Source organism: Streptomyces sp. NBC_00019 (genome assembly GCF_045041015.1).
In the GTDB taxonomy this organism is placed as follows: Bacteria; Actinomycetota; Actinomycetes; order Streptomycetales; family Streptomycetaceae; genus Streptomyces.
This window is the reverse complement of sequence record NZ_CP108302.1, coordinates 7099354-7126315: the sequence shown is the minus strand read 5'-3', so window position 1 is coordinate 7126315 and position 26962 is coordinate 7099354. Positions and strand designations below refer to the sequence as shown.

At 68.3% G+C, this 26962-nt stretch carries 28 protein-coding genes; 6 read left to right on the top strand and 22 right to left on the bottom strand.

All coding sequences use genetic code 11. From position 1 onward, the window contains the following. Positions 1-121 precede the first annotated feature (121 nt). On the bottom strand, positions 122-970 hold the full coding sequence (locus OHU89_RS33805; protein WP_307025789.1) for a 3-hydroxyacyl-CoA dehydrogenase family protein: 849 nt from the start codon (positions 968-970) through the stop codon (positions 122-124). Between the two features lie 136 nt (positions 971-1106). Beyond that, the gene (locus OHU89_RS33800; protein ID WP_405648567.1) at positions 1107-1748 is read right to left on the bottom strand and encodes a TetR/AcrR family transcriptional regulator; all 642 of its coding nucleotides are present in this window, start codon (positions 1746-1748) and stop codon (positions 1107-1109) included. 80 nt (positions 1749-1828) lie between these two features. Here OHU89_RS33800 and OHU89_RS33795 point away from each other — a divergent pair, with 80 nt between their 5' ends. From OHU89_RS33795 to OHU89_RS33785, 3 genes are read left to right on the top strand one after another with little or no spacing between them, the layout of a single operon-like run. After that, positions 1829-2611 carry an ABC transporter ATP-binding protein gene (locus tag OHU89_RS33795; RefSeq protein ID WP_405648565.1) on the top strand — a complete coding sequence of 261 codons (783 nt, stop codon included), beginning with the start codon at positions 1829-1831 and terminating at the stop codon, positions 2609-2611. A 13-nt stretch (positions 2612-2624) separates the two neighbouring features. Continuing rightward, a complete protein-coding gene (locus OHU89_RS33790) occupies positions 2625-3374 on the top strand; it encodes an ABC transporter permease (protein ID WP_405648563.1) in 750 nt (249 codons plus the stop codon). A 13-nt stretch (positions 3375-3387) separates the two neighbouring features. Continuing rightward, positions 3388-3960 carry a cob(I)yrinic acid a,c-diamide adenosyltransferase gene (locus OHU89_RS33785; protein ID WP_405648561.1) on the top strand — a complete coding sequence of 191 codons (573 nt, stop codon included), beginning with the start codon at positions 3388-3390 and terminating at the stop codon, positions 3958-3960. Here the strand turns inward: OHU89_RS33785 and OHU89_RS33780 are convergent. Then, the gene (locus OHU89_RS33780) at positions 3957-4490 is read right to left on the bottom strand and encodes a hypothetical protein (protein ID WP_405648560.1); all 534 of its coding nucleotides are present in this window, start codon (positions 4488-4490) and stop codon (positions 3957-3959) included. The genes OHU89_RS33785 and OHU89_RS33780 overlap by 4 nt on opposite strands. Before the next feature lie 152 nt (positions 4491-4642). On the opposite strand from OHU89_RS33780, the gene OHU89_RS33775 reads away from it, so the two are divergent. From OHU89_RS33775 to OHU89_RS33765, 3 genes are all read left to right on the top strand, one after another. Then, a complete protein-coding gene (locus OHU89_RS33775; RefSeq protein ID WP_405648558.1) occupies positions 4643-5833 on the top strand; it encodes a sensor histidine kinase in 1191 nt (396 codons plus the stop codon). Further along, on the top strand, positions 5830-6471 hold the full coding sequence (locus tag OHU89_RS33770; RefSeq protein WP_405648556.1) for a response regulator: 642 nt from the start codon (positions 5830-5832) through the stop codon (positions 6469-6471). Before OHU89_RS33775 ends, OHU89_RS33770 begins: the two co-directional genes overlap by 4 nt. Positions 6472-6589: 118 nt before the next feature. Beyond that, positions 6590-8416, top strand: a complete 1827-nt coding sequence (locus OHU89_RS33765) for a glycosyl hydrolase family 18 protein (RefSeq protein ID WP_405648554.1) — start codon at positions 6590-6592, stop codon at positions 8414-8416. Positions 8417-8440: 24 nt separating this feature from the next. Here OHU89_RS33765 and OHU89_RS33760 read toward each other — a convergent pair whose 3' ends face one another. From OHU89_RS33760 to OHU89_RS33670, 19 genes are all read right to left on the bottom strand, one after another. After that, complete coding sequence (locus tag OHU89_RS33760) at positions 8441-8887, bottom strand: DUF2550 domain-containing protein (protein WP_266887997.1); 447 nt, start codon at positions 8885-8887, stop codon at positions 8441-8443. Between the two features lie 128 nt (positions 8888-9015). Then, positions 9016-9390 carry a F0F1 ATP synthase subunit epsilon gene (locus tag OHU89_RS33755; protein ID WP_046262507.1) on the bottom strand — a complete coding sequence of 125 codons (375 nt, stop codon included), beginning with the start codon at positions 9388-9390 and terminating at the stop codon, positions 9016-9018. Between the two features lie 132 nt (positions 9391-9522). After that, positions 9523-10959, bottom strand: coding sequence for a F0F1 ATP synthase subunit beta (gene atpD / locus OHU89_RS33750; RefSeq protein WP_266887999.1), 1437 nt, complete (start codon positions 10957-10959; stop codon positions 9523-9525). Then, entirely contained in the window at positions 10959-11876 is a 918-nt protein-coding gene (locus tag OHU89_RS33745) for a F0F1 ATP synthase subunit gamma (protein WP_266888001.1), read from the bottom strand. The genes atpD and OHU89_RS33745 overlap by 1 nt, the downstream gene beginning before the upstream one ends. 20 nt (positions 11877-11896) lie before the next feature. Further along, positions 11897-13489, bottom strand: coding sequence for a F0F1 ATP synthase subunit alpha (gene atpA, locus OHU89_RS33740; RefSeq protein ID WP_266888003.1), 1593 nt, complete (start codon positions 13487-13489; stop codon positions 11897-11899). 122 nt (positions 13490-13611) lie between these two features. Continuing rightward, positions 13612-14427 carry a F0F1 ATP synthase subunit delta gene (locus OHU89_RS33735; RefSeq protein ID WP_405648550.1) on the bottom strand — a complete coding sequence of 272 codons (816 nt, stop codon included), beginning with the start codon at positions 14425-14427 and terminating at the stop codon, positions 13612-13614. Further along, positions 14424-14972, bottom strand: a complete 549-nt coding sequence (locus OHU89_RS33730; RefSeq protein WP_266821963.1) for a F0F1 ATP synthase subunit B — start codon at positions 14970-14972, stop codon at positions 14424-14426. The genes OHU89_RS33735 and OHU89_RS33730 overlap by 4 nt, the downstream gene beginning before the upstream one ends. Positions 14973-15010: 38 nt before the next feature. Next, on the bottom strand, positions 15011-15247 hold the full coding sequence (locus OHU89_RS33725) for a hypothetical protein (protein ID WP_015657805.1): 237 nt from the start codon (positions 15245-15247) through the stop codon (positions 15011-15013). A gap of 76 nt (positions 15248-15323) precedes the next feature. Then, positions 15324-16091: a F0F1 ATP synthase subunit A gene (atpB, locus tag OHU89_RS33720; RefSeq protein ID WP_266829795.1), complete on the bottom strand. Its 768-nt coding sequence runs from the start codon at positions 16089-16091 to the stop codon at positions 15324-15326. Positions 16092-16364: 273 nt separating this feature from the next. Continuing rightward, on the bottom strand, positions 16365-16802 hold the full coding sequence (locus OHU89_RS33715; RefSeq protein WP_266821968.1) for a hypothetical protein: 438 nt from the start codon (positions 16800-16802) through the stop codon (positions 16365-16367). Between the two features lie 311 nt (positions 16803-17113). Then, positions 17114-18454 (bottom strand): MraY family glycosyltransferase, encoded by a 1341-nt coding sequence (locus OHU89_RS33710; protein ID WP_405648546.1) that lies wholly within the window; start codon positions 18452-18454, stop codon positions 17114-17116. Positions 18455-18583: 129 nt separating this feature from the next. Beyond that, the gene (gene glyA / locus OHU89_RS33705) at positions 18584-19825 is read right to left on the bottom strand and encodes a serine hydroxymethyltransferase (RefSeq protein WP_405648544.1); all 1242 of its coding nucleotides are present in this window, start codon (positions 19823-19825) and stop codon (positions 18584-18586) included. Positions 19826-19894: 69 nt separating this feature from the next. Then, positions 19895-20566 (bottom strand): low molecular weight phosphatase family protein, encoded by a 672-nt coding sequence (locus OHU89_RS33700; RefSeq protein ID WP_046262517.1) that lies wholly within the window; start codon positions 20564-20566, stop codon positions 19895-19897. Then, on the bottom strand, positions 20563-21210 hold the full coding sequence (locus OHU89_RS33695; RefSeq protein WP_405648542.1) for an L-threonylcarbamoyladenylate synthase: 648 nt from the start codon (positions 21208-21210) through the stop codon (positions 20563-20565). The genes OHU89_RS33700 and OHU89_RS33695 overlap by 4 nt, the downstream gene beginning before the upstream one ends. A gap of 50 nt (positions 21211-21260) precedes the next feature. Next, on the bottom strand, positions 21261-22106 hold the full coding sequence (prmC, locus tag OHU89_RS33690; RefSeq protein WP_266888013.1) for a peptide chain release factor N(5)-glutamine methyltransferase: 846 nt from the start codon (positions 22104-22106) through the stop codon (positions 21261-21263). Positions 22107-22146: 40 nt separating this feature from the next. Continuing rightward, complete coding sequence (gene prfA, locus OHU89_RS33685) at positions 22147-23223, bottom strand: peptide chain release factor 1 (RefSeq protein ID WP_266888014.1); 1077 nt, start codon at positions 23221-23223, stop codon at positions 22147-22149. 103 nt (positions 23224-23326) lie between these two features. Next, complete coding sequence (gene rpmE / locus OHU89_RS33680; RefSeq protein ID WP_020122779.1) at positions 23327-23545, bottom strand: 50S ribosomal protein L31; 219 nt, start codon at positions 23543-23545, stop codon at positions 23327-23329. Positions 23546-23705: 160 nt separating this feature from the next. Continuing rightward, positions 23706-24842 (bottom strand): LCP family protein, encoded by a 1137-nt coding sequence (locus tag OHU89_RS33675; RefSeq protein WP_405648539.1) that lies wholly within the window; start codon positions 24840-24842, stop codon positions 23706-23708. A gap of 204 nt (positions 24843-25046) precedes the next feature. Then, entirely contained in the window at positions 25047-26789 is a 1743-nt protein-coding gene (locus tag OHU89_RS33670; protein ID WP_405648537.1) for a trypsin-like serine protease, read from the bottom strand. Positions 26790-26962: the final 173 nt, after the last annotated feature.

Sequence of the window (26962 nt, the reverse complement as noted above, 5' to 3'; positions counted from 1 at the left end):
CGCGAATGTGATGTCCGGTGATGCAACGTCTGACTGAGTTGGACGGTCAGAGGTTGCCGTCTGTAAGCGAACCGATACCGAATTCACCCCCGGGAGTGATGCCTCAGGGGCCTGTGCGGTTTCAGTGCTTGTAGAAGCCCTGCCCGCTCTTGCGCCCGATGTCACCGGCGTCAACCATCCGGCGCATCAGCTCCGGTGGGGCGAACTTCTCGTCCTGGGTCTCGGTGTAGATGTTGCTCGTGGCATGCAGCAGGATGTCGACGCCGGTGAGGTCGGCCGTGGCGAGCGGGCCCATGGCGTGGCCGAAGCCCAGCTTGCAGGCGAGGTCGATGTCCTCGGCGGTGGCGACGCCCGACTCGTAGAGCTTGGTCGCCTCGACGACGAGGGCGGAGATGAGCCGGGTGGTCACGAAGCCGGCGACGTCCCGGTTGACGACGATGCAGGTCTTGCCGACGGACTCGGCGAACTCCCGTGCGGTGGCGAGGGTTTCGTCGCTCGTCTTGTAGCCGCGGACGAGCTCGACGAGCTGCATCATCGGCACCGGCGAGAAGAAGTGCACTCCGACGACCCGCTCGGGGCGCTCGGTGGCCGCCGCGATCTTGGTGATCGGGATGGCGGAGGTGTTGGAGGCGAGCACGGCGTCTTCGCGCACGATCTTGTCGAGGGCACGGAAGATCTCGTGCTTGACCTCGAGCTTCTCGAAGACGGCCTCGACGACGATGTCGGCGTCCGCGGCCGCGTCCAGGTCGGTGGTGGCGGTGATCCGGCCGAGGGCGGCGTCGGCGTCGTGCGCCTCCAGCTTGCCCTTGCTCACGAACTTGTCGTACGAGGCCTTGATGCCGTCGGTGCCACGCTTGAGCGCCTCGTCGGTGACGTCCCGCAGGACGACGTCCCAGCCCGCCTGAGCGGAGACCTGGGCGATCCCGGAACCCATCAAGCCGGCGCCGATGACGGCAAGCTTCCGTGCCACTGTGCGACTCCCCTTTGAACGCCTTACATGCTGTTTACGACTGCCTCTTCGGCGGACCTTAGCGGGCGTGAGGTGCTGTGTGACCGGTTAGTAATGCGCGTCACGTCTCATCTGACGGACATCACACCGGCACGGCTCATCCGTGGTCTCGTACGGCGTAGTTGAGCACGTTCTCGCTCAACAGCTCCTCGATGTCGTCGAGAAGCGCCAGCACCTCTCGTGACACTTCGTCCGGATTGCGCCCGGCGACCATCTCACGTCCGATGTGGACGAACACCTCCGAGTGGACCCAGCAGATCTGACCGGCGATCAGCCCCGGCAGCGGGTCCGCGTCGACGGCGCCGGTCGCCTCCCGGAGGGTCGCTTCGAGGTGGTCGTGGATCTCCTGCTGCAGACTCCACAGCCGGGAACGGAGCGGCGGCGCCTCGTGGATGCAGCGCATGAAACGGTCGTAGCCCGCCATGAGGCCGACCCGGGGCGAGACCGCCTCCACCTCCGCGCGCAGCTCGCGCAGCACGGCCCGCGCGGCCGACTCCCCCACGTCCCGGCCGCGCACCCAGCGGGAGAGCTGTTCGACGACACCGGAGGAGCGGTCGAAGAAGAGGTCCTCCTTCGCCGGGAAGTAGTTGTAGACGGTGTTCACGGAGACATCGGCGGCCTCCGCCACCTCCGCGATGGTCACGGTCACGAACCCGTGCTCCAGGAACAGCCCGGTGGCGATGTCCGAGATCCGCTGTCTCGTCTCGCGCTTCTTCCGCTCCCTGAGCCCTTCAGCCATGGTCCACATCCTAGCTTCGCTGGGCTCTCTGAAACTTTGGGGTCATTGCAAAATTTAAGAGACTCTGTTTTTCTGTGGCCATGACCGTCATCAGTACCGCGGGCCTGGCCCGCACCTTCCAGACGAAACTCGGCCCGGTGGAGGCCGTGCGCGGCATCGACCTGAGGGTCCGCGAGGGCGAGATCCTCGGCTTTCTCGGCCCGAACGGCGCCGGGAAGACCACCACCCTGCGGATGCTCACGACCCTGTTGAAACCCACCGGCGGCGCCGCCACCGTCGCCGGCCACGACCTCGCCACCGACCCCGCCGGGGTACGGAGGGCCTGCGGCTATGTGGCCCAGTCGGGAGGGGTCGACCCGCAGATCACCGTGCGGGAGGAACTGGTCACCCAGGGCCGCCTCTACCGCCTGACGAAGACCCAGGCAGCCGGGCGGGCCGAGGAGTTGGCCCGGGATCTGGACCTGACCGAGCTGCTCGACCGCAAGTGCGGGGCGCTGTCGGGCGGTCAGCGCCGGCGGCTGGACATCGCGATGGCCCTCACCCATCGCCCGAAGGTGCTGTTCCTCGACGAGCCCACCACCGGCCTCGACCCCGGCAGCCGGGCCGACCTGTGGGACCTGGTCCGCCGTCTGCGCGACGAGCACGGCACGACGGTGTTCCTGACCACCCACTACCTGGACGAGGCCGACGCCCTCGCCGACCGTCTGGTCGTCGTCGACAAGGGCGTGGTCGTCGCGGAAGGCACCCCGACCGCGCTCAAGCTGGAGTACGGCGGCTCGATCGACGCCTCGCTCCAGGACACCTTCCTCGCCATCACCGGCCGCAGCGCCACACCGGCCGACGCCGCCTCCGTAGCCGTATAGGAATCCCCCGACGATGCTTCTCCACGACACCGCGCTGATCTACGGCCGCTATCTCCGCCAGTCCCTGCGCTCCCGCTTCGCCCTGCTCTTCGGCGTGCTGATGCCGCTGCTCTATCTCCTCTTCTTCGGTCCGCTGCTCACCGATCTCCCGCTGGGCGGGGCGGGCAGCTCGTGGCAGATGCTCGTGCCCGGGCTGTTGCTCCAACTCGGCCTGTTCGGAGCCTCGTTCGCGGGGTTCACGATCATCGTCGAGAAGAGCCAGGGGGTGGTGGAGCGGATGCGGGTGACGCCGGTCAGCCGGCTGGCGCTGCTGCTCGGGCGGGTGCTGCGCGACGCCACCGTCTTCGTCCTCCAGGCGGTGCTGCTCGTGCTGGCCGCGCTGGCGATGGGTCTGCGGGCCCCGCTGCCCGGCATCCTGATCGGCTTCGCGTTCGTCGCGCTGCTGACGGTGTCGCTGGCCTCGCTTTCGTACGCGCTGGCCATGAAGCTGCACACCCCGGGGGAGTTCGGTCCGGCGGTCAACGCCCTGACGATGCCGATGATGCTCCTGTCCGGTCTGATGCTCCCGATGACCCTGGGCCCGTCCTGGCTGGACGTCCTCTCGCACTTCGTGCCGTTCCGCTATCTGGTGGACGCGGTCAGGGACGCGTACGTCGGCTCGTACGCCTCGGCGCACATGGCGTACGGCGTGCTGGTCGCCCTCGCCCTCACGGCACTCGCCGTGACGGTGGGCACACGCGTGTTCCGAACGGCCGGGGCGTAACTACGCTGGCCCCATGGTCAATCTGACGCGCATCTACACCAGGACCGGCGACCAGGGCACCACCGCCCTCGGCGACATGAGCCGGGTCGCCAAGACCGATCTGCGGATCTCCGCGTACGCCGACGCCAACGAGGCGAACGCGGTGATCGGCACGGCGATCGCGCTGGGAGGACTCGACGAGGAGATCGCCAAGGTCCTCACCCGTGTGCAGAACGACCTGTTCGACGTGGGTGCGGACCTGTCGACGCCGGTCGTGGAGAACCCGGAGTTCCCGCCACTGCGGGTCGAGCAGTTCTACGTCGACAAGCTGGAGGCGGACTGCGACCACTTCAACGAGCGGCTGGAGAAGCTCCGCTCCTTCATCCTGCCCGGCGGCACGCCGGGTGCGGCCCTGCTGCACCAGGCGTGCACGGTCGTACGACGTGCCGAGCGCTCCACGTGGGCTGCGCTGGAGGTCCACGGCGAGCTCATGAACCCGCTGACCGCGACCTACCTGAACCGCCTGTCCGACCTGCTGTTCATCCTGGCCAGGTCGGCGAACACGGAGACCGGGGACGTGCTGTGGGTGCCGGGTGGGGAGCGTTAACGCTCGCGCTTGGGGAACAGGGTGTAACTGGCGGCGATGATCACGTTGATGCCGATCAGCCACACCATGCGCTGCTGCCAGGCCCGTAGCGAGTCGGTCCCGCCCTCGCCGCCGACGTACCAGATCGCGGCCTGGAGCAGGGTCATGGCGACGACCGCGGCGAGGATCCAGCGGCCCGCGACCTTCCATTCGTGGACGGCGCGGGCCGTTCCGTACTTCGGCGGCCGTACCGGCGGCGGGCCGCCCGCGAAGCGGTGGGCGAAGCGGGCGTCGGCCCATCGCATGGTGGAGTGGCCGAGGCCCACGGTGAAGCCGATGTAGACGGCGGCCAGGCCGTGCTTCCAGTCGGGCTCGGCGCCGCCGCGCAGGTCGACCGCGGTGACGACGAACAGCACGAGCTCCAGCAGCGGCTCGCACAGCAGCAGGGCCAGCCCCACCCGAGGCATCCCGAAGACGTACCTGAAGGCCAGTCCCGCGGCCAGCAGCACCCAGAACGCCACCTCACAGGCGACGATCAGTCCGACGATCACGGTCCGCTCCCTTCACTCACCCTTCCAGGCTCCCGGCGCGCACCGCCGCTTTCGTCGTCGCCGCTGACGAAGTCGCCGTACATCGAAAGATGCAGTCCAGGACCGTCCCCGGGGATCAGGCGGACGCCGCGCGGGCCGTGTTTCATGGGGACATGGCCGTACGACTCCCCCGCCCGCACCGCTTCGACGTGTACATCGCGGCCGGCGGGCTGCTCGGCGGGCTGCTGCTCGTCCTCGCGGGCCTGGGCACCCGGCGGTCCGACGACCCGATCACTCTCTTCGACGGCCCCTGGCCGGTGCTGGTGCCGCTCACCGTGCTGGCGGGCTGCGAGCTGCTGCGCCGCACGGCACCCCGCGTGGCCCTGCTGACCGGCACGGTCGCGATCTGCGCGGACCTGCTGACCCAGGGCAGCATCGCGTCGGTGCTGATGTTCACGGACGTCGTCTATGCGGCCGTCCTGTACGGCCCGCTCGCCTCGGCCCGGCGCATCCAGTGGATCACCGGTCTGCTCACGGTGGCCGGGACGCTGGTGCCGTTCGCGGTGTGGCGGGTGCCGGAGGCGCTGCTGATCGGCGTCGTCGTCGGTGTCGTGGCCTACGGGCCCGCCGCGACCGGCTGGATCGTCCGCAACCACCGCGACGCCGCCGAGGCCGCGCGCCTGCGCGCCGAACAGACCGCTCTGCTCGCCGAGATGGACCGCACCCAGGCCGTCGTCGCAGAACGCGCCCGGATGGCACGGGAGTTGCACGACATGGTCGCCAACCATCTGTCGGCGATCGCGATCCACTCCACGGCCGCGCTGTCGCTGGACGATCCGGAGACGTCCCGGCAGGCCCTCGGCGTCATCCGCGAGAACAGCGTCAAGGGACTTGAGGAGATGCGCCGGCTGATCGGCATCCTGCGGGACGGCGACAGTGAACCCAGCGCGGTCCCGACCCTCGACGGCCTCTCCGTCCTGGTCGACGACGCCCGCGCCAACGGCCTCGACGTCACGCTGGAGGCCGAGCACGGCACGACCCTGCCGGCGCCCGTCGAGCTCGCCGCCTACCGGATCGTCCAGGAATCCCTCACCAACGCCCTCAAGCACGCGTGCCCCGGCCGGGTCACCGTGCTTCTGCGCCAGGCGGACGGTTCCCTCGCCATCGCCGTGACCAGCCCGTACGGCGACCGCGACGGGCCGAGCGCGCCCGGTTCCGGCGCCGGTCTGGTGGGTATGCGGGAGCGGGCGGCACTGCTCGGCGGCACCTTCGAGTCCGGCCCCGAGAGCTCGGCGAACGGCAAGATCTGGGCCGTTCGCGCCACCCTGCCCGTCGCCGACGTCACTGAAGGAGATCCCGCATGATCCGCGTGCTCGTCGCCGAGGACCAGTCCGCCGTCCGCGCCGGACTGGTCCTCATCCTGCGCAGCGCGCCCGACATCGAGGTGGTCGGCGAGGCCGCGGACGGCGAACAGGCGGTTGCGCTGGCCCGGGAACTGCGGCCCGACCTGGTGCTGATGGACGTACAGATGCCGCGTCTGGACGGGGTGTCGGCGACCCGGAAGGTCACGGAGGAGGGGCTCGCGGACGTCCTCGTGCTGACCACCTTCGACCTCGACGAGTATGTGTTCGGGGCGCTCAGGGCCGGGGCGTCCGGGTTCCTGCTGAAGAACACGGAGGCGAGGGACCTCGTGGAGGCGGTCCGAACGGTGGCGCGCGGCGAGGGGATCGTCGCTCCGGCCGTCACCCGCCGGCTGATCTCCGAGTTCGCCGCCAAGCCCGTACGGCAGCCGAGCGTCGACCCGGCGGTCCTGGACACCCTCACCCGCCGGGAACGCGAGGTGCTGTCCTGCCTGGGCGAGGGCCTGTCCAACGCGGACATCGCGACCCGTCTCGACATGGCGGAGGCGACGGTGAAGACGCACGTCAGCCGAGTGCTGGGGAAGCTGGAGCTGCGCAGCCGCGTGCAAGCCGCGGTGCTGGCGCAGGAGTTGCGTGTCTGAGCGATCGCATACCGAGTGGTCCAGACCTATTGACCCGTGGTCCAGACCTTTCTATTCTCGCCGCACCGTGGGCGTGAAGGCTCAGTTGCGCCCCCAACACCCCTCAAGGAGGCGCGGCATGCGCTTCAGACACAGAGTGGCGGCAGGGATAGCGACCCTGGTGCTCCCCTTCGCCGGCCTCGTCGGCCTCGCGAGCCCCGCCCAGGCCGCGACATCCGCGACCGCCACCTACGCCAAGCCGCAGGACTGGGGCACCGGTTTCGAAGGCAAGTGGACCGTCAAGAACACCGGCGACACCGCCCTCAGCTCCTGGACCGTCGAGTGGGACTTCCCCTCCGGCACGTCCGTCACCTCCGCCTGGGACGCCGACGTCACCTCCTCCGGCACCCACTGGACCGCCAAGAACAAGTCCTGGAACGGCACCCTCGCCCCTGGCGCCTCCATCTCCTTCGGCTTCAACGGCGCCGGGTCCGGCTCCCCCGCCAACTGCAAGCTCAACGGCGGCAGCTGTGACGGCGGCACCACGACCCCCGGTGACAGCGCGCCAAGCGCCCCCGGCACTCCCACCGCCTCGGACATCACCAACACCTCGGTGAAGCTCTCCTGGAGCGCCGCCACCGACGACAAGGGCGTCAAGAACTACGACGTCCTGCGCGACGGCACCAAGGTCGCCACCGTGACGACGACGTCGTACACCAACACCGGCCTGACCGCCGGCACCGCCTACTCCTACACGGTCCAGGCCCGCGACACCGCCGACCAGACCGGCCCGGTCAGCGGCGCGGTCGCCGTCACCACCACCGGCGGCACCACCGAGCCGCCGCCCACCGGCGACAAGGTCAAGCTCGGCTACTTCACCGAGTGGGGCGTCTACGGCCGCAACTACCACGTCAAGAACCTGGTCAGCTCGGGCTCCGCGTCGAAGATCACGCACATCAACTACGCGTTCGGCAACGTCAAGAACGGTCAGTGCACCGTCGACGACACCTACGCCGCCTACGACAAGGCCTACACCGCCGACCAGTCCGTCAGCGGCACCGCCGACACCTGGGACCAGCCGCTGCGCGGCAACTTCAACCAGCTGCGCCAGCTCAAGGCCAAGTACCCGCACATCAAGGTGCTGTACTCCTTCGGCGGCTGGACCTACTCCGGCGGCTTCGCCCAGGCCGCGGCCAACCCGGCCGCGTTCGCCAAGTCCTGCAAGGCGGTCGTCGAGGACCCCCGCTGGGCCGATGTCTTCGACGGCATCGACATCGACTGGGAGTACCCGAACGCCTGCGGACTGACCTGTGACACCTCGGGCGCCGCGGCCTTCAAGAACCTGATGCAGGCCCTGCGCACCGAGTTCGGCTCGAACTACCTGGTCACCGCGGCCATCACGGCCGACGGCTCCTCCGGCGGCAAGATCGACGCAGCCGACTACGGCGGCGCCTCGGCCTCCGTCGACTGGTACAACGTGATGACGTACGACTACTTCGGCGCCTTCAACGCGCAGGGCCCGACCGCCCCGCACTCGCCGCTGACCTCGTACTCCGGCATCCCGCAGGCGGGCTTCAACTCCGCCGACGCGATCGCCAAGCTGAAGTCGAAGGGCGTGGCCTCGAAGAAGCTGCTGCTCGGCATCGGCTTCTACGGCCGCGGCTGGACCGGTGTCACCCAGGCCGCCCCCGGGGGCACGGCGACCGGCGCGGCCCCGGGCACCTACGAGGCAGGCATCGAGGACTACAAGGTCCTCAAGACGTCCTGCCCGGCCACCGGCACCATCGCGGGCACGGCATACGCCTACTGCGGCAACAACTGGTGGTCGTACGACACCCCCGCCACCATCGGCACCAAGATGACCTGGGCCAAGAACCAGGGCCTCGGCGGGGCGTTCTTCTGGGAGTTCAGCGGCGACACCGGCAACGGTGAGCTGGTGAGCGCCATCAACAGCGGGCTGTCGTAAGCGGGTTACGACCGTCAGTAGGACCTAGGCGACATTGACGCGCTGACCGGGCGGGGCTGCTTCCAGCCACGCGAGGAAACCGGTCAGCGCGTCTTCGCTCATGGCGAGTTCAAGCCGCGTGCCCCGGTGCAGACAGGTCAGGATGACGGCGTCGGAGAGCAGCGCCAGCTCCTCCTCGCCCTCGGGCAGCCGACGCCCGGCGACCTCGATCGCGGCGCGCTCCAGGACGCGGCGCGGGCGGTAGGCGTAGGAGAAGACGCGGTACCACTCGATGCGGTCGCCGTTGTAGCGGGCGACGCCGTAGCTCCAGCCCTTGCCGTTGGTATCGGGTTTCTCCGGGACGTCCCAGCGCAGCGAACAGTCGAAGGTGCCGCCGGAGCGCTGGATGAGTCTGCGACGAAGGCCGAAGACGAACAGTCCCAGCACCACAAGTGCCACGACGATTCCGCACACAGTCAGAGCGAGGACCATCGACACCGACCTCCTCGTCTACTCGGTAACGGAATGGAAAAAACATCCACATTTGCCTCAGCCGCGACCAGGGCCGGATTGCTCCGGTCCCAGCCGCGGCTGAGTGACGTCATACGGTCTCGCGCAGGCTAGCGCGTCGCCGCCGCACGGATTCGTACGTCCGCGCGGCGCTCGGCGGCGGCGTCACCCTCCGCCTTCGCACGCTCCAGCTCGCGCTCCGCGCGCTGGACGTCGATCTCGTCCGACAGCTCGGCGATCTCGGCCAGCAGCGACAGCTTGTTGTCCGCGAACGAGATGAAACCGCCGTGCACCGCGGCGACGACCGTTCCACCATCACTCGTACGGATGGTCACCGGGCCCGACTCCAGCACACCGAGCAGCGGCTGGTGACCGGGCATGACGCCGATGTCGCCGGACGTGGTGCGCGCGACGACCAGGGTGGCCTCGCCGGACCAGACCTCTCGGTCGGCCGCGACCAGCGCGACGTGCAGCTCAGCAGCCAAGGTGGCTCCTCGGGTCACCACCCGGCTGTTCGGCCGGGTGTTGGTTACAAGTCTAGTAGGCGTGAAAGAGGGGGCGGGACGTGCCCCGCCCCCTCAGTCGAACTCAGAGCTCAGGACTCTTCAGGTCCGAGTTCAGGAGACGCCGAGCTCCTTGGCGTTGGCCTTGAGGTCCTCAATGCCACCGCAGAGGAAGAACGCCTGCTCCGGGAAGTGGTCGTACTCGCCGTCGATGATCGCGTTGAACGCGGTGATCGACTCCTCCAGCGGGACGTCCGACCCGTCGACGCCGGTGAACTGCTTGGCGACGTGGGTGTTCTGGGACAGGAAGCGCTCCACGCGACGGGCACGGTGGACGACGAGCTTGTCCTCTTCGCCCAGCTCGTCGATACCGAGGATCGCGATGATGTCCTGGAGGTCCTTGTACTTCTGCAGGACACCCTTGACACGCATGGCCGTGTTGTAGTGGTCCGCCGCGATGTAGCGGGGGTCCAGGATCCGGGACGTGGAGTCCAGCGGGTCCACGGCCGGGTAGATGCCCTTCTCGGAGATCGGACGGGAGAGAACCGTCGTCGCGTCGAGGTGGGCGAAGGTGGTGGCCGGGGCCGGGTCGGTCAGGTCGTCCGCGGGGACGTAGATCGCCTGCATCGAGGTGATCGAGTGACCACGGGTCGAGGTGATGCGCTCCTGGAGGAGACCCATCTCGTCGGCCAGGTTCGGCTGGTAACCCACCGCGGAGGGCATACGGCCGAGCAGGGTCGAGACCTCGGAACCGGCCTGCGTGAAGCGGAAGATGTTGTCGATGAAGAACAGCACGTCCTGCTTCTGCACATCGCGGAAGTACTCCGCCATGGTCAGACCGGCAAGGGCCACGCGCAGACGGGTGCCCGGCGGCTCGTCCATCTGACCGAAGACCAGGGCGGTCTTGTCGATGACGCCCGACTCCGCCATCTCCTCGATGAGGTCGTTGCCCTCACGAGTGCGCTCACCGACACCGGCGAACACGGAGACACCGTCGTGGTTGTTGGCGACGCGGTAGATCATCTCCTGGATGAGCACCGTCTTGCCGACGCCGGCACCACCGAACAGACCGATCTTTCCACCCTTGACGTACGGGGTGAGAAGGTCGATGACCTTGACGCCGGTCTCGAACATCTCGGTCTTCGACTCGAGCTCGTCGAAGTTCGGAGCCTTGCGGTGGATGCCCCAGCGCTCGCCGTCGTACTGCTCGTCGGTGTTCAGTACCTCGCCGAGGGTGTTGAACACCTTGCCCTTGGTGAAGTCGCCGACCGGCACGGTGATGGAGGCACCCGTGTCGGTGACCGAGGCCTGGCGGACCAGACCGTCGGTGGGCTGCATCGAGATGGTGCGGACCAGGCCGTCACCCAGGTGCTGGGCGACCTCCAGGGTCAGCGTCTTCTTCGCGCCGTCGAGGGCCGGGTCGGCCACCTCGACGTGCAGAGCGTTGTAGATCTCCGGCATCGCGTCGACGGGGAATTCCACGTCGACGACCGGGCCGATGACCCGGGCGACGCGGCCCGTGGCAGCGGCCGTCTCAACTGTCGTCGTCATTACCTGTCACTCCCCGCGGTCGCGTCGGCCAAGGCTGCGGAGCCACCGACGATCTCGCTGATTTCCTGGGTGATTTCGGCCTGGCGGGCCGCGTTGGCAAGACGGGAGAGAGTGGTGATCAGCTCTCCCGCGTTGTCTGTGGCCGACTTCATCGCGCGCCGCGTGGCGGCGTGCTTCGAAGCGGCCGACTGGAGCAGCGCGTTGTAGATACGGCTCTCCACGTAGCGCGGCAGAAGGGCGTCGAGGACGTCCTCCGCCGAGGGCTCGAAGTCGTACAGCGGAAGGATCTCGCCCTTGGGCGTGGCCTCCGCGGCGACCTCTTCGAGGCTGAGCGGCAGCAGACGGTCGTCGAGCGCCGTCTGCGTCATCATCGAGACGAACTCGGTGAAGACGATGTGGAGTTCATCCACGCCACCCTCGGCCGTGTCCTTCTCGATGGCCTCGATCAGCGGACCCGCGACCTTCTTCGCGTCCGCGTACGTGGGCTCGTCGGTGAAGCCCGACCACGACTCCGCGACCTTGCGCTCGCGGAAGTTGTAGTGAGCCAGACCGCGGCGGCCGACGATGTACGTGTCGACCTCCTTGCCCTCGGCCTCGAGGCGCTCGGTCAGCTTCTCCGCCACCTTGATGGCGTTGGAGTTGAAGGCGCCTGCGAGACCACGGTCGCTCGTGAGGAGCAGCACCGCGGACCGCACGACCGTCTCGGCCTGCGTGGTCAGCGGGTGCTTCGTGTTCGAGCCGGTTCCGACCGCCGTGACCGCGCGGGTGAGCTCGGTCGCGTACGGCGTGGAGGCCGCCACCTTGCGCTGCGCCTTGACGACACGCGAGGCGGCGATCATCTCCATCGCCTTCGTGATCTTCTTGGTCGCGGTGACGGATCGGATGCGACGCTTGTAGACCCGGAGCTGGGCTCCCATGAGTCAGGTCCCTTCCGTCGTCACTTGGCCGCGGCGGCCGGCGCGTCTTCGCCGAGAAGCTTGCCGTCCGAGGTCTCGAACTGCTTCTTGAACTCCGCGATGCCGTCGGCGATGGCGGTGAGCGTGTCGTCCGACATCTTGCCGCCCTCCTTGATGGAGGTCATGAGGCCCTGCTCCTTGCGGTGCAGGTACTCCAGGAGCTCCTTCTCGAAGCGGCGGATGTCGGCGACCGGGACGTCGTCCATCTTGCCGGTGGTACCGGCCCACACGGAGACGACCTGGTCCTCGGTCGGCATCGGCTGGTACTGAGCCTGCTTGAGCAGCTCGACCAGACGCTGACCGCGCTCCAGCTGCGACTTCGACGCGGCGTCCAGGTCGGAACCGAAGGCGGCGAACGCCTCCAGCTCGCGGTACTGGGCGAGGTCGAGGCGGAGACGGCCCGAAACCTGCTTCATCGCCTTGTGCTGCGCGGAACCACCGACTCGGGAGACGGAGATACCGACGTTCAGCGCGGGGCGCTGACCGGCGTTGAACAGGTCCGACTCCAGGAAGCACTGGCCGTCGGTGATGGAGATGACGTTGGTCGGGATGAACGCCGAGACGTCGTTGGCCTTCGTCTCGACGATCGGCAGACCGGTCATCGAGCCCGCACCCAGCTCGTCGGAGAGCTTCGCGCAGCGCTCCAGCAGACGGGAGTGCAGGTAGAAGACGTCACCCGGGTAGGCCTCGCGCCCCGGCGGGCGGCGCAGCAGCAGGGACACGGCGCGGTAGGCGTCGGCCTGCTTCGAGAGGTCGTCGAAGATGATGAGGACGTGCTTGCCCTCGTACATCCACTGCTGACCGATGGCCGAACCGGTGTACGGCGCCAGGTACTTGAAGCCGGCCGGGTCGGACGCCGGGGCGGCGACGATGGTCGTGTACTCCAGCGCGCCGGCCTCGTCGAGGGCGCCACGCACGGAGGCGATGGTCGAGCCCTTCTGGCCGATGGCGACGTAGACGCAGCGGACCTGCTTCTTCGGGTCACCGGAGCGCCAGTTGTCACGCTGGTTGATGATCGTGTCGACGGCCAGGGCGGTCTTGCCGGTCTGACGGTCACCGATGACCAGCTGACGCTGGCCACGGCCGATCGGGGTCATCGCGTCGACGGCCTTGTAGCCGGTCTCCATCGGCTCGTGCACCGACTTACGGGCCATGACGCCCGGAGCCTGCAGCTCAAGGGCGCGACGACCGCTGGTCTCGATCTCGCCGAGGCCGTCGATCGGGTTGCCGAGGGGGTCGACGACACGGCCGAGGTAACCCTCGCCCACGGCGACGGACAGGACCTCGCCGGTGCGGGTGACCGGCTGCCCCTCCTCGACGCCGCTGAACTCGCCGAGGATGACGGTACCGATCTCGCGCTCTTCCAGGTTGAGCGCGAGGCCGAGGGTGCCGTCCTCGAACTTCAGCAGTTCGTTGGCCATGGCCGAGGGAAGACCCTCGACCTTCGCGATGCCGTCGCCGGCAAGGGTGACCGTACCGACCTCCTCGCGCGAGGCCGCGTCCGGCTTGTACGACTGGACGAAGTTCTCCAGCGCGTCCCGGATCTCCTCCGGCCGGATCGTGAGCTCCGCCATCTGGGTTCCCTGCTCTCCTTGTTGGGCCCGAAGTTTCAACTTGGGGGTCTGGGGGCGACCCCCAGGAATCCTCTGCACGGCCCAACCGGGCCGTCTGTACGTACTGCTTATGAAGTTGCTGCTCAGCCCGCCAGGCGGCGGCCGGCGTCCTCGATGCGGTCCGCGAGGGAGCCGTTGATGACCTCGTCGCCGACCTGCACCCGGATCCCGCCGAGGACCTCGGGGTCCACGTCGATGTTGAGGTGCATCGTGTGGCCGTAGAGCTTCGCGAGAGCGGCGCCCAGGCGCTGCTTCTGCGTGTCGCTCAGCGGCACCGCCGAGGTGACGACGGCGACCAGCCGGTCCCGGCGCTCGGCGGCGAGCTTGGACAGGGACTCCAGTCCCGACTCCAGGCTACGTCCCCGCGGCGCGGTGACGAGACGCGTCACCAGACGCTCGGTGGTCGCATGGGCACGGCCGCCGAGCAGGCTGCGCAGCAGCTCGCTCTTGGCCGGCGCCGTCGCGGCGCGGTCGGTCAGCGCGGCGCGCAGCTCGGTGTTCGAAGAGACGATCCGGCCGAACCGGAACAGTTCGTCCTCGACGTCGTCGAGCGCGCCCGTCTGCTGCGCGGCGGTGAGGTCGGCGATGTTCGCCAGCTCCTCCAGGGCGTCCGCGAGGTCACGCGACTGCGACCAGCGGGAGCGCACCATGCCGGACACCAGATCGGCGGCCTCGCCGCCCACCTGGCCACCGAGGAGACGCTGGGCCAGTTCGGCCTTGCCCTCGCCGGCCTGCGCCGGGTCGGTGAGGACCCGACGCAGCGACACCTCGCGGTCGAGCAGCGCGGTGACGGCGGCCAGCTCCCCGGCGAGCGTGCCGACGTTCACGGACGTGTTGTCCGTCAGCGCGTCGAGACGCTCACGTGCGGCTGCCAGGGCCTCGCGGCTCGCTCCGTTCATCGCGCAGCCTCGGCCTTCTCCTCGAGCTCGTCGAGGAAGCGGTCGATCACGCGGCTCTGTCGGGCGTGGTCCTCGAGGGACTCACCGACGAGCTTGCCGGCCAGGTCGGTGGCGAGCTTGCCGACGTCCTGGCGCAGCGCGGAGGACGCGGCCTTGCGGTCGGCCTCGATCTGCGCATGACCGGCGGCGACGATCTCCTCGCGCTGCCGCTGGCCTTCCGCGCGCATCTCGGCGATGAGCGTGGCGCCCTGCTCCTGTGCCTCCTGGCGGAGACGCGCGGCCTCGTGACGGGCCTCCTGGAGCTGAGCCTTGTACTGCTCAAGGACGCTCTGGGCCTCGACCTGAGCCGCCTCGGCCTTCTCGATTCCGCCTTCGATCGCCTCGCGGCGCTCCTCCAGAACCTTGTTGATGTTCGGAAGCAGCTTCTTCCAGAAGAAGAAGAACACGATGGCGAAGGCGATGGTGCCGACGAGCAGCTCGGGGCCCGGAGGAATGAGCGGGCTCTGCTCTTCCTCGGCCGCCAGCTGTACCCAATTGGCGATCACATCAGTGCCTTTCGTCGATTCGTGTCAGTAAGCGGTGATTACTTACCGAACACGAACGGCATAACGATGCCGATGAGGGCGAGCGCCTCACAGAAGGCGAAGCCCAGGATCTGGTTGGCGCGGATCAGGCCGGCGGCCTCGGGCTGACGAGCGAGGGCCTGGGTGCCGTTACCGAAGATGATGCCGACGCCGACGCCGGGGCCGATGGCGGCGAGGCCGTAGCCGATGGAGCCGAGCGAACCGGAGACAGCGGCGAGGGTCTCAGTGGCAGCCATGCTGATTCTTCCTTCTCTTTCTTGGACCGGCGGGGGTTGGCCACCGGACGTTCTGGGGCTTGGGGGCGGGCGGTGCTCAGTGGTGCTCGGCGAGAGCGCCCTGAATGTACGAGCAGGCGAGGAGTACGAAGACGTACGCCTGGACGGCCTGCACGAAAAGCTCGAAGAGGATCATGACGACGGTCATGACGAACGAGACACCGGCCGCCGGGATCATCCAGCTGTTCAGCAGGTACCAGGAGGCGACGGTGAACATCACCAGCATCAGGTGGCCGGCGAACATGTTGGCGAAGAGTCGCACCGCGTGTGTGAACGGGCGGACCAGCAGGTTCGAGAAGAACTCGATGATCATGACGAGCGGCAGCACGCCGCCGAGCGACTTGTCGTAGCCCGTGACGTTCTTGAAGAAGCCGACGAATCCGTGACGCTTGAAGGTCACGGAGACCCAGGTCACGTAGACGATGGCTGCCAGCACGATCGGGAACGAGATGATCGATGACACCGGGAACTGGGCCAGCGGAATCACGGACCAGATGTTCATGATCCAGATGAAGAAGAACAGCGAGACCATCAGGGGGACGTACTTCTCGCCCTCCTTCTTGCCGAGGGTCTCGTAAACGATGTTCCGGCGTACGAAGTCGTAGCCGGCCTCACCGATCATCTGCACCTTGCCCGGAACAACCTTGGCCTTGCCGAACGCGGCCCAGAAGAAGGCGACGACGAGCAGGGTGGTGATGAGCGCGAGCAACATCACCTTGTTGAACTCGAACCCGCCGACCTCGGCGATGGGCTGGAACAGGAACGAGTGCAGGCCCGGAGCCGGAAAGCCACACCCGTCGGACATGATCCGACAGCTCCAGTCAAAGGCGAGCTGGGTCTGGTCAGCACTCACCGCGGGCTCCTTCGGCGTGACGCATGGGTACGGCTACCTCGTTGTGTCGGCGCGGCACGCAGCCGCTGGTCGGCACCGGACAGGTGTTACGGATGTGAGGGCGGCTGGGGGGCATCAAGCCTCGCGATTGAGCAGGCGTCAGCTCAGATGCCCGCGCCCGCGATGCCGCAGTTGGCACCGGACGATAGCAGGAGTTCTTCCACGCCTTTATCCCGGCCCTACCCCTCACGACGACGACCCTGACTTCTCCGACTTCCCGCTCTTCTCGGAGTCCGGGTCGACGTAGAAGATCTTGGCCTTCATATGCGCGCGGGCCTGTGCGGCCATCCACACGACGGTCGCGACGACAAGCGAGGCCGCGAACGCCTTGGGGTTGAAGAGGGAGGTGTCCTGGAAAAGGGCCACGAAGATGAGGAGCAGCAGGAGTTGGGCGACATAGAGCATCAGCCCCATGGCCTGGAACAACTGCGGGAGCGTTTTTGCCGTCCATTGCAGGACGTACAGACCGATTCCCATGAACAGGATGGCCAGCACTGTGCCGACGGTCGCTCCCAGTGCCCCCTTGCCGCCGGCCACCACTCCACTGACAGCAACGGTGACCACGCCGACGGCCGCTGTTGGCACAGCGGTCTGGAGAAGGTTCCGGGCGTCATTGGACGGCATGGCGGCAACTCCGCTTTCACAGGGGGCAGGGTGTCGTCATGGACGAGCGTAGTCCCGGATGGAGAGCTTGAGTCTCACGCCAATGGACCGTCGCACTACGGTCCTTCGACTCTGTCCGGGGTTCTCGTGAACCGTATCACAAACTATTTGATGAGGTCTTTACCTGGCTGGTGTGCTCGCTGTCACACATGAGAGTGAGAGTGCGCGTCTGCGCAAAAACGCCGCCCACTTGTCTGGTATTGGGGCGCTTTGCACACCCAACCCACTCCCACGACTTGGCAATGCTCTAGTCAGATTCTTACCTTGCCGCGTCAGCGCGACGTTCCGGCTTTCCGCCTGTCCAGGAAGCGCGAACGGACGCCGAGGGCGGTCGCCCCGTTGACGCCGGAGACGCCGACGGCGACCGGAGTGCGCTCCTCCTCTTCCTCCGACTCCACGGCCGCGGCGGCCGGTTCGGCGACCGGCGCGGATTCCGCAACGGCCCTGCGGCGGCGGTAGCGCGGCGGCACGATGGCCTGCGCCCACATCGGGGCACGCGGCGTGAACCGCGGCAGCAGCAGGAGGAGCAGGCCGATCGCGGAGAGGAACACCACGCTCAGGACGATCCACATGGACGCGGAGTTCACGGAGTACGCGAGCGCGCCGAACGCGATCAGCGCCGACCAGAAGTACATGATCAGCACCGCGCGGCTGTGCGAGTGCCCGATCTCCAGGAGCCGGTGGTGCAGATGCCCGCGGTCGGCGGCGAACGGCGACTGACCGCGCCAGGTGCGGCGCACGATCGCCAGGACCAGGTCGGCCGCCGGGATCGCGATGATGGTCAGCGGCAGCAGCAGCGGGATGTAGACCGGCACCGTCTGGTGCACGGCCGCCTTCTCGGACCCGGCGAACAGCTTCAACGCGTCGGGGTCGACCTGACCGGTGATGGAGATCGCACCCGCGGCCAGCACCAGACCGATCAGCATCGAGCCGGAGTCACCCATGAAGATCCGCGCCGGATGCATGTTGTGCGGCAGGAAGCCCAGGCACATGCCCATCAGGATCGCCGAGAACAGCGTGGCCGGGGCGGCGGCCTCGATGCCGTACGACACCCAGACGCGGTAGGCGTAGAGGAAGAACGCCGCCGACGCGATGCACACCATGCCCGCCGCGAGACCGTCCAGGCCGTCGACGAAGTTGACCGCGTTGATGGTGATGACGACGAGCGCCACCGTCAGCAGGGTGCCCTGCCACTGGGTCAGCGCGACATTGCCCACCGTCGGGATCGGCAGCCACAGGATCGTCAGACCCTGCATGACCATGACGCCGGCGGCGATCATCTGGCCGCCCAGCTTGATCAGGGCGTCGATCTCGAACTTGTCGTCCAGGACACCGATCAGCCAGATCAGCGCGGCACCGCTGAGCAGCGCCCTGGGCTCGTTCGACTTGTCGAAGACCTGGCTGAGGTTGGTGAGGTGGTCGGCGACCAGCAGACCCGCGCACAGGCCGAAGAACATGGCGATACCGCCGAGCCGCGGAGTCGGTTCCCGGTGCACGTCACGGGCCCTGATCTCCGGCATCGCTCCGGCCACGATCGCGAACTTCCGTACCGGCCCTGTCAGCAGATACGTCACCGCGGCCGTGATGCAGAGCGTCAGCAGGTATTCACGCACAGGCTTCCCCACAGGTCTCGCTGGCCATCTCAGCCCCACACCCTAGCGATGGACGCATATGGATGGGGACTTTCGGGTAGCGACGATGGTTGCACGAGTGGCTGTGCACCTCGGAACGCCTACCCCCGCTCAGGCCGGATACGGCGGAAATCCCCCGACCAGATCCCGGACTTCTTCACGTGCCTTCTGCGTCTCGGCCTCACCTCTGAGCACCCCCGCGAGCAGTACGGCGATCCGCGCCGTCTCCGCCTCCCCCATGCCCTGGGTGGTCACGGCCGCCGTTCCCAGGCGCAGGCCGCGGGCGTCCGCGTGCGGCAGCGCACAGCAGTCGAGCACCATACCGGCCGCCGCGAGCCGACCCCTCGCGGTCCGCCCGTCGACACCGAGCGGTGCCGGGTCGGCGGTGACCAGATGGGTGTCGGTCCCACCGGTGGTGACGACGAGCCCCTCGGCGGCCAGCCCCGCCGCGAGAACCCTCGCATTCGCGACCACCTGATGGGCGTATGCCGTGAAGGCCGGTGTTGCCGCCTCGCCGAACGCGACGGCTTTGGCGGCGATGGTGTGCATCTGAGCGCCGCCCTGCGTGAACGGGAAGACGGCCCGGTCGACCCGCTCGGCAAGATCGGCGCCGCACAGGATCATGCCGCCGCGGGGTCCGCGCAGCACCTTGTGCGTGGTGGCGCAGACGACGTCGGCGTACGGCACCGGACTGGGCGCCGCTCCCCCGGCGACGAGCCCGATGGGGTGGGCGGCGTCGGCGATGAGATACGCCCCGACCTCGTCGGCGACCTCGCGGAAGAAGGCGTAGTCGATGTGCCGGGGGTAGGCGATGGAGCCGCACACGATGGCCTTGGGCCGGTGCTGACGGGCGAGCGTGCGGACCTGGTCGTACTCGATGAGCCCGGTCTCCGCGTCGACGCCGTACGGCACGAAGTCGAACCAGCGGCCGGAGAAGTTGGCGGGCGAGCCGTGGGTGAGGTGACCGCCGTAGGGCAGGCCGAGGGCGAGAACGGTGTCGCCGGGGCGCAGGAGCGCGGCATAGGCGGCCAGCACGGCCGACGAGCCCGAATGGGCCTGCACATTGGCGTGCTCGGCGCCGAAGAGGGCCTTGGCGCGGTCCACGGCGATCCGCTCGGCGACGTCGACGATCTCGCAGCCGCCGTGGTGCCGGGCACCGGGGTATCCCTCGGCGTACTTGTTCGCCAGCGGCGACCCCATCGCGGCCAGCACGGCCGGCGAGCTGAAGTTCTCGGCGGCGATCAACTGCAACGACGTCGACTGCCGCGCGAGCTCACCGAGCAGGATCTCGGCCAGCTCGGGATCCTGCCGCCGCAGGATGTCGGTGGTCTCGGGGGCATGGGTGACCGACATGGTGGACTCCGGGGCGTCGACGATGACGTACGTCCAATGTAGGCCCGAGACCGGTGGGGTGCTCGGTCGTCACGTCCTGGCAGCTACTCCGGTGAGAGCAGTGACGACAGGATCCACCGCCTGATGTATCTCGTCCCCGATCGACCGGAAGAACGGCAGCGGCGCCCCGTAAGGGTCGTACACCTCGTCCGCCTCCGCCGTCGGTGCCAGGAGCCACCCGCGTAGAGCCGCCGCGGCGCGGACCAGGGCGCGCGCGCGGGCCACCACGCCGTCCTCCAGGGGAGGCAGCGTTGTCGGGTCTATCGCGCGGACCAGGCGGGTGAACTCCTTCAGGGTGAAGGTGCGCAGGCCCGCCGAGTGGCCCATCGAGATGACCTGCTGACGGTGGTCGCGGGTGGCGGTGAGGACCAGGTCGGCCATGATGACGTGCTCGTCGAGGAGTTCGCGGCCCGTGAAGCCGGTCGCGTCCGCGCCGAAGTCGGCCAGCACGGTCTCCGCGTTGGCCTCCATGGGTGCGCCCTCATGGCCCCAGGTCCCCGCGCTCTCCACGACGAGCCCGCCCCACAGCGGGTCGCCGAGCCGGTCCGCCAGGGCATGCCGGGTCAGCCGCTCGGTGATCGGCGAGCGGCACACGTTGCCGGTGCTGACGTGGAGGATGCGGAAGGTGTCACGCGGGAGCCCTGTGAAGGTCCGCGTCTCCTCCGGGTCCCATATGCCACGCCCCGCGTCAGGGGCCGTCAATTCGCCACCTCGAGGTCGGGTACGACCTTCCGGAGCTCCTCCGCGGAGATCGCGCCCGCACGCAGCAGCAGCGGCACCTCACGGGTGACGTCGACGATCGAGGAGGGGACGTTGCCCGGGGTCGGACCGCCGTCGAGGTACACGGAGACCGAGTCGCCGAGCATCTCCTGGGCCGCGTCACAGTCCTCCGGCGCCGGATGGCCCGTCAGGTTCGCCGAGGACACCGCCATCGGGCCGACCTCGGTCAGCAGCTCGATGGCCACGGGGTGCAGGGGCATCCGCACGGCGACCGTGCCCCTCGTGTCCCCCAGGTCCCACTGCAGCGACGGCTGGTGCTTGGCGACGAGCGTCAGCGCGCCCGGCCAGAACGCGTCGACGAGCTCCCAGGCCAACTCGGAGAAGTCCGTGACGAGGCCGTGCAGGGTGTTCGGGGAGCCGATGAGGACGGGCGTGGGCACGTTGCGGCCCCGGCCCTTGGCCTCCAGCAGGTCGTGCACCGCTTCCGAGGAGAACGCGTCGGCGCCGATGCCGTACACCGTGTCGGTCGGGAGGACCACGAGCTCGCCACGGCGGACGGCGGACGCGGCTTCGCGCAGACCGGTCGAGCGGTCGGTCGCGTCGTTGGTGTCGTATCGCCGTGCCATTTAGCGGGCCTCCTCGTACACGTACTGCTCTGAAGACTGCGGGGTGTGGCTCACGGCATCGCCTTGCGGGCCGTGGCGAACCGGGGGCGGTTGTTGAGGTCCGGGTGGTCGGCCGCGTCGGCCCAGCCCCGCTCCTCGGTGAAGATCCACGGCACCTGGCCGCCCTGGGTGTCGGCGTGCTCGATGACGACGACGCCGCCGGGGCGCAGGAGCCGGTGTGCGGTCCGTTCCAGACCGCGGATGAGTTCGAGGCCGTCCTCCCCTGAGAACAGGGCGAGTTCGGGATCGTAGTCCCGCGCCTCGGGAGCGACGTACTCCCATTCGGTCAGCGGGATGTAGGGCGGGTTGGAGATGACCAGGTCGACCTGGCCGTCGAGGTCCGGGAAGGCGTCCAGGGCGTTGCCCTGACGCAGGTCGACCCTGGACCCCTCCATGTTCTTGCGCGTCCACTGCAGGGCGTCCTCGGACAGCTCCACGGCGTGCACCCGGGAGCGCGGGACCTCCTGGGCGAGGGCGAGCGCGATGGCGCCGGAGCCGGTGCACAGGTCGACGATGCAGGGCTCCACGACGTCCATGGCGCGTACGGCGTCTATCGCCCACCCCACCACGGACTCGGTCTCGGGCCGCGGCACGAAGACCCCGGGGCCGACCTGGAGCTCGAGGTACCGGAAGAAGGCCCGCCCGGTGATGTGCTGGAGCGGCTCGCGCTGCTCACGGCGGGCGATGACCTCCCAGTACCGGGCGTCGAAGTCCGAGTCCTTCACGGAGTGCAGCGCGCCCCGCTTCACGCCGTGCACGAACGCGGCGAGCTCCTCCGCGTCGTTGCGCGGCGAGGGCACGCCGGCGTCGGCCAGCCGCTGGGTGGCCTGGGCCACCTCTGCGAGCAGCAGGTTCACGCAAGTCCTCCGTGTCGTACTAGGTCGTGCGTACGTGCCTTTAGGCGGCTGCCAGCTTCGCCGCCGAGTCCGCGTCGACGCAGGCCTGGATCATCGCGTCGAGGTCGCCGTCCAGGACCTGGTCCAGGTTGTACGCCTTGAAGCCGACGCGGTGGTCCGAGATGCGGTTCTCCGGGAAGTTGTACGTACGGATCTTCTCGGAGCGGTCGACGGTGCGGACCTGGCTGCGGCGGGCGTCGGCGGCATTCTTCTCCGCCTCCTCCTGCGCCGCGGCGAGCAGCCTGGAGCGCAGGATACGCAGTGCCTGCTCCTTGTTCTGCAGCTGGCTCTTCTCGTTCTGGCAGGAGGCGACGACTCCGGTGGGAATGTGCGTGATGCGCACGGCGGAGTCGGTCGTGTTGACGGACTGGCCGCCGGGGCCGGAGGAGCGGTAGACGTCGATGCGGAGGTCGTTCGGGTTGATCTCGACGTCGACCTCCTCGGCCTCGGGGGTCACGAGGACACCGGCCGCGGAGGTGTGGATCCGGCCCTGGGACTCGGTCGCCGGCACCCGCTGCACGCGGTGCACACCGCCCTCGTACTTCAGCCGGGCCCAGACGCCCTGCCCGGGCTCGGTGGCACCCTGGCCGCCCTTGGTCTTCACGGCGACCTGGACGTCCTTGTAGCCGCCCAGCTCGGACTCGGTGGCGTCGATGATCTCGGTCTTCCAGCCGACCCGCTCGGCGTACCGCAGGTACATGCGCAGCAGGTCGCCGGCGAACAGGGCGGACTCATCGCCGCCTGCGCCCGCCTTGACCTCGAGGATGACGTCCTTGTCGTCGTTGGGGTCCCGCGGAACGAGCAGCAGGCGCAGCTTCTCGGTGAGCTCCTCGCGCTGCTTCTCCAGCTCCTTGACCTCGGCGGCGAAGTCCGGGTCGTCGGCGACGAACTCCTTCGCCGTCTCGATGTCGTCGCCGGTCTGCTTCCAGGAGCGGTACGTGGCGACGATCGGGGTGAGCTCGGCGTAGCGCTTGTTCAGCTTGCGCGCGTTGGCCTGGTCGGCGTGGACCGACGGGTCCGCGAGCTTCGTCTCCAGGTCGGCGTGCTCACCGACGAGTTCCTCGACGGCCTCGAACATCTCAGGGCTCCTGTACTGCGGATGAAGGGGGAAGGCGGGCGACCAAAAACGCCGGTCCCGGCGCACTCCGAGGAGTGCGGCGTGGACCGGCGCTGGTGGCTCGCTACTTCTTGGCAGCAGCCTTGCCGAAGCGGGCCTCGAAGCGGGCCACACGGCCACCGGTGTCGAGGATCTTCTGCTTGCCCGTGTAGAACGGGTGGCACTCGGAGCAGACCTCGGCGCGGACGGTGCCGCTGGAGATCGTGCTGCGGGTGGTGAACGACGCGCCACAGGTGCAGCTGACCTGCGTCTCGACGTACTCGGGGTGGATGTCGCGCTTCAAGGTGTCTCCTAGTTTCGGGAGGGCACCGGGTCGCCGTCCGCGGGTTGCGGGGGGCGTGAACCGGGGCCGACGTACCAGTCTGCCAGCACTGGCCGCATCCCCCAAAACCGGGAGGCGGGGCGATCTATTCCCAGCGCCCCGGCGGGGGTCGTGCACGGGCCTACGGCGAGGTCACGACGCCCTTGGCCTGGCCGGTGGCGGTGCCCTTGGTGGCGCTCTTCGGGATCGCCTGGTCGTTCTCCAAGGCCTTCCAGACCAGCTTCGCCTTGTCCTCGTCCACCAACACCCGGTTGCCGTCCTGCGGGTCGTACTGGACCGGCATGGTCACCATGGTCATGTTCTTGGAGCTGATGCCCTTGAGACCGTTCGCGAAGGACATCAGCTTGTTGACCGAGCCGAGGCCGGTGTCGGTCGTCACGGCGTTGGTCGCGGTGTCGGCCAGGTTGTAGAGCTTCTTCGGGCTGCCGAAGAGGTCGACGGTCTTGATTTGGTTGATCAGGGCCTTGATGAACGCCTGCTGGAGCTGGATGCGCCCGAGGTCGGAGCCGTCGCCGACGCCGTGCCGGGTGCGGACCAGGCCGAGGGCCTGCTTGCCGGTGAGCGTGTGCGTGCCGGCCTTCAGGTCGAGGTGGCTCTCGGGGTCGGTGATGTTCTTCGTGGTGGTGACCTCGACGCCGCCGAGCTCGTCGATGAGCTTCTGGAAGCCGGAGAAGTCGACCTCCAGATAGTGGTCCATGCGGATGTCGGTGAGCGACTCGACGGTCTTCACGGCGCAGGAGGCGCCGCCCGTGGAGTACGCGGAGTTGAACATCACGTTGGTCGCGGCGTCGTGCTCGGTGCCGTCGGAGTCGGTGCACTCGGGGCGGTCGACGAGGGTGTCGCGGGGGATGGAGACCACGCTGGCCTTCTTGTGGCCCTCGTAGACGTGCACGATCATCGCCGTGTCGGAGCGGGCGCTGCCGTCGTCGGCACCGCCGCCCAGCTTCTTGTTGGAGCCGGAACGGGTGTCGGAGCCCAGGACCAGGATGTTCTCGGAGCCGTTGTCGACCTTCGTGGGCCGGTCGGTGCCGAGGGCCTGGTCGATGTCGACGCTCTTGATGTTGCCGTTGAGCTTGAAGTACAGATAGCCGGCGCCCGTACCGCCCAGCACGACGATGCCCGCGGCGGTCCAGGCCGTGATCAGCAGGCCCTTGCGCTTGCCGCGGGTCTTGCGGCGGCGGCCCTTGGCGCGGTGGCGCGGGCCCGTGGTGCCGGACTCCTCGGGTATACCGGGTTCCGGCGTGCTCTCGGCAGACATGTGCTCCTCGTTCTCGTCCGGTCGGTTACCCCCTGCTTTCAGGGTCAGACGTGGTCGTTACGACCCGAACATCACCATGGTCGCTCCGTCCGGTCAGACGGGTAAACCGGAGAAAGGGTTGCACAACGCACTGTGCCCACCCCGTGGAGGAGTGGGCACAGTGCGTAGTCGTTGAACGCGGGCGTACCGCGCTCACCTGCTATTTCATCCGAAGATGTCGTACTGCTTGAAATCGGTACCGACCGAGATCCTTGTGGCGAAGATCTCGCTCGTGGCCTTGCCGGTGCCCTTGTACAGGTACAGGGTGCCGCCGGGCGTACGGGCCAGGAAGTCGGCCTTGCCGTCGCCGGTGATGTCACCGATGGCGTCGAAGGCGTTGTACGTCGAGTTGCTCCAGGTGCGCACCTTCACGCGGGCGGAGAAGGGGCTGGAGGCCTTGCCGGTGCCCTTGTAGAGGTAGATGGCACCGGTGCTCTTGTTGCGCGCGAGCAGGTCGGCCTTGCCGTCACCGTTGAAGTCGCCCTTGCCGCGGAGCATGTTGTAGGCGTTCCAGCCGGTGCCGGTGCCGATCTGCACGCGGGCCGAGAAGGTGCCGTTGCCCTGGCCCGGGTAGAGCCACGCCTTGCCGGCGGAGTCCACGGAGACCAGGTCGGGCTTGTAGTCGCCGGTCAGGTCACCCGGGGTGATGATGCGGGTGCGGGTCTTCCAGTTGTCGAAGATCTGCTTGGTCGCCCAGTCCCGGATGGACCAGTCGTAGTGCGTCCAGTAGACGTCGCCGTTGTCGCTGCGGCGGTACACCAGGTCCTGGACGCTGTCCCGGTCGAAGTCCGTCTGGGTGACGAGGTTGACGCCGCCCCAGTCGCCGAGGCTCTGCCGGGCTCCGAAGGACGTGCCCTTGGAGTCCTTCTCGTAGCCCGTCTTCGTGGACGCGTTGCGCACGAAGAGGTCGGCCTTGGCATCGGTGTAGCTCATGTTGGCGTCGTCGACCTGGGCGTAGGCGGCACCGAGGTACGTCTTGACCTTCGAGAAGACGCTGTACGCGCCCTTCTCGACGCAGTCCAGGACACCCCAGGAGACGACACCGACGATGCGGCCGCCCACGACCAGCGGGCCACCGGAGTCACCGTTGCAGGCGGACGTCGTACCGGTGTCGCTGCCGCTGGCGGGCTTGCCCGCGCAGACCATGTGACCCTTGACGAAGTCCGTGCCGTAGTAGTTGGCGCAGGTGGTGTCCGACTGGATCGGCAGCGTGGCCGTCTTGAGGGTGTCGGAGACGTCCTGGGTGGTGGAGCTGGTACGGCCCCAGCCGTAGACCTTGGCGCTGGTGCCGGCGGCGTACGAGGCGGTGTCCGTGGACGTCGTCATACGGATCGGCGTCGCCTTGACCGGGGAGGCCAGGGTGAGGACGGCGATGTCGTTGTCGATGGTCCGCGAGCTGTACGACGGGTGGGTCCACTGACGGACCACACCGGAGACCGTGCCCGTGGTGTTGCCCGCGTCGTCGGGCAGTTGCGTGGCACCGGTGACGATCGCGCCGTACTTGGCCCAGTCGTAGCCCTTGGCGCAGTGCGCGGCGGTGAGGATCTTCGTGGGCGAGACGACGGTGCCGCCGCAGAAGAAGCCGGTGTCGGTGGTGTCGTCGTAGTACCAGAGCTGGGCCATCCACGGAGCCGAGGTGATGGTCGTGGTGGACCCGCCGATGATCTTCGCGTCGACGGTGCCGCTGCTCGAGCTCAGCGACGACTTGCTGGTGTTCTCCCCCGCGGTGTCGTCACCGGCGACCGCGCCGGCGACGCGCTTCTCCAGCTCGGCCTGCGACACCGTGCTGATGGCGGGCTTGACCGTCGGCTTCGGAAGCGCGGTCGCGGCACCGGCCGACGAGGTCAGCAGCGCGGCGGCGACGGCAGCGGCGACACCGGCCGCGCCGATGGGCAGGGCGATCCGCATCCGACGTCTGTGGCGACCGGCTCCGGACATGGCTGTACCCACTCAAGTCCCCCCTCGGGATCAGAAGTTCAAGGGTCGAAAAAGCGACCGAAGAGCGCGATCGTACACCGCGCCACAGACAGCAAAGAGGGCCACCCTTGCAACAAGGGTGGCCCTCTTTATGAAGACTTACG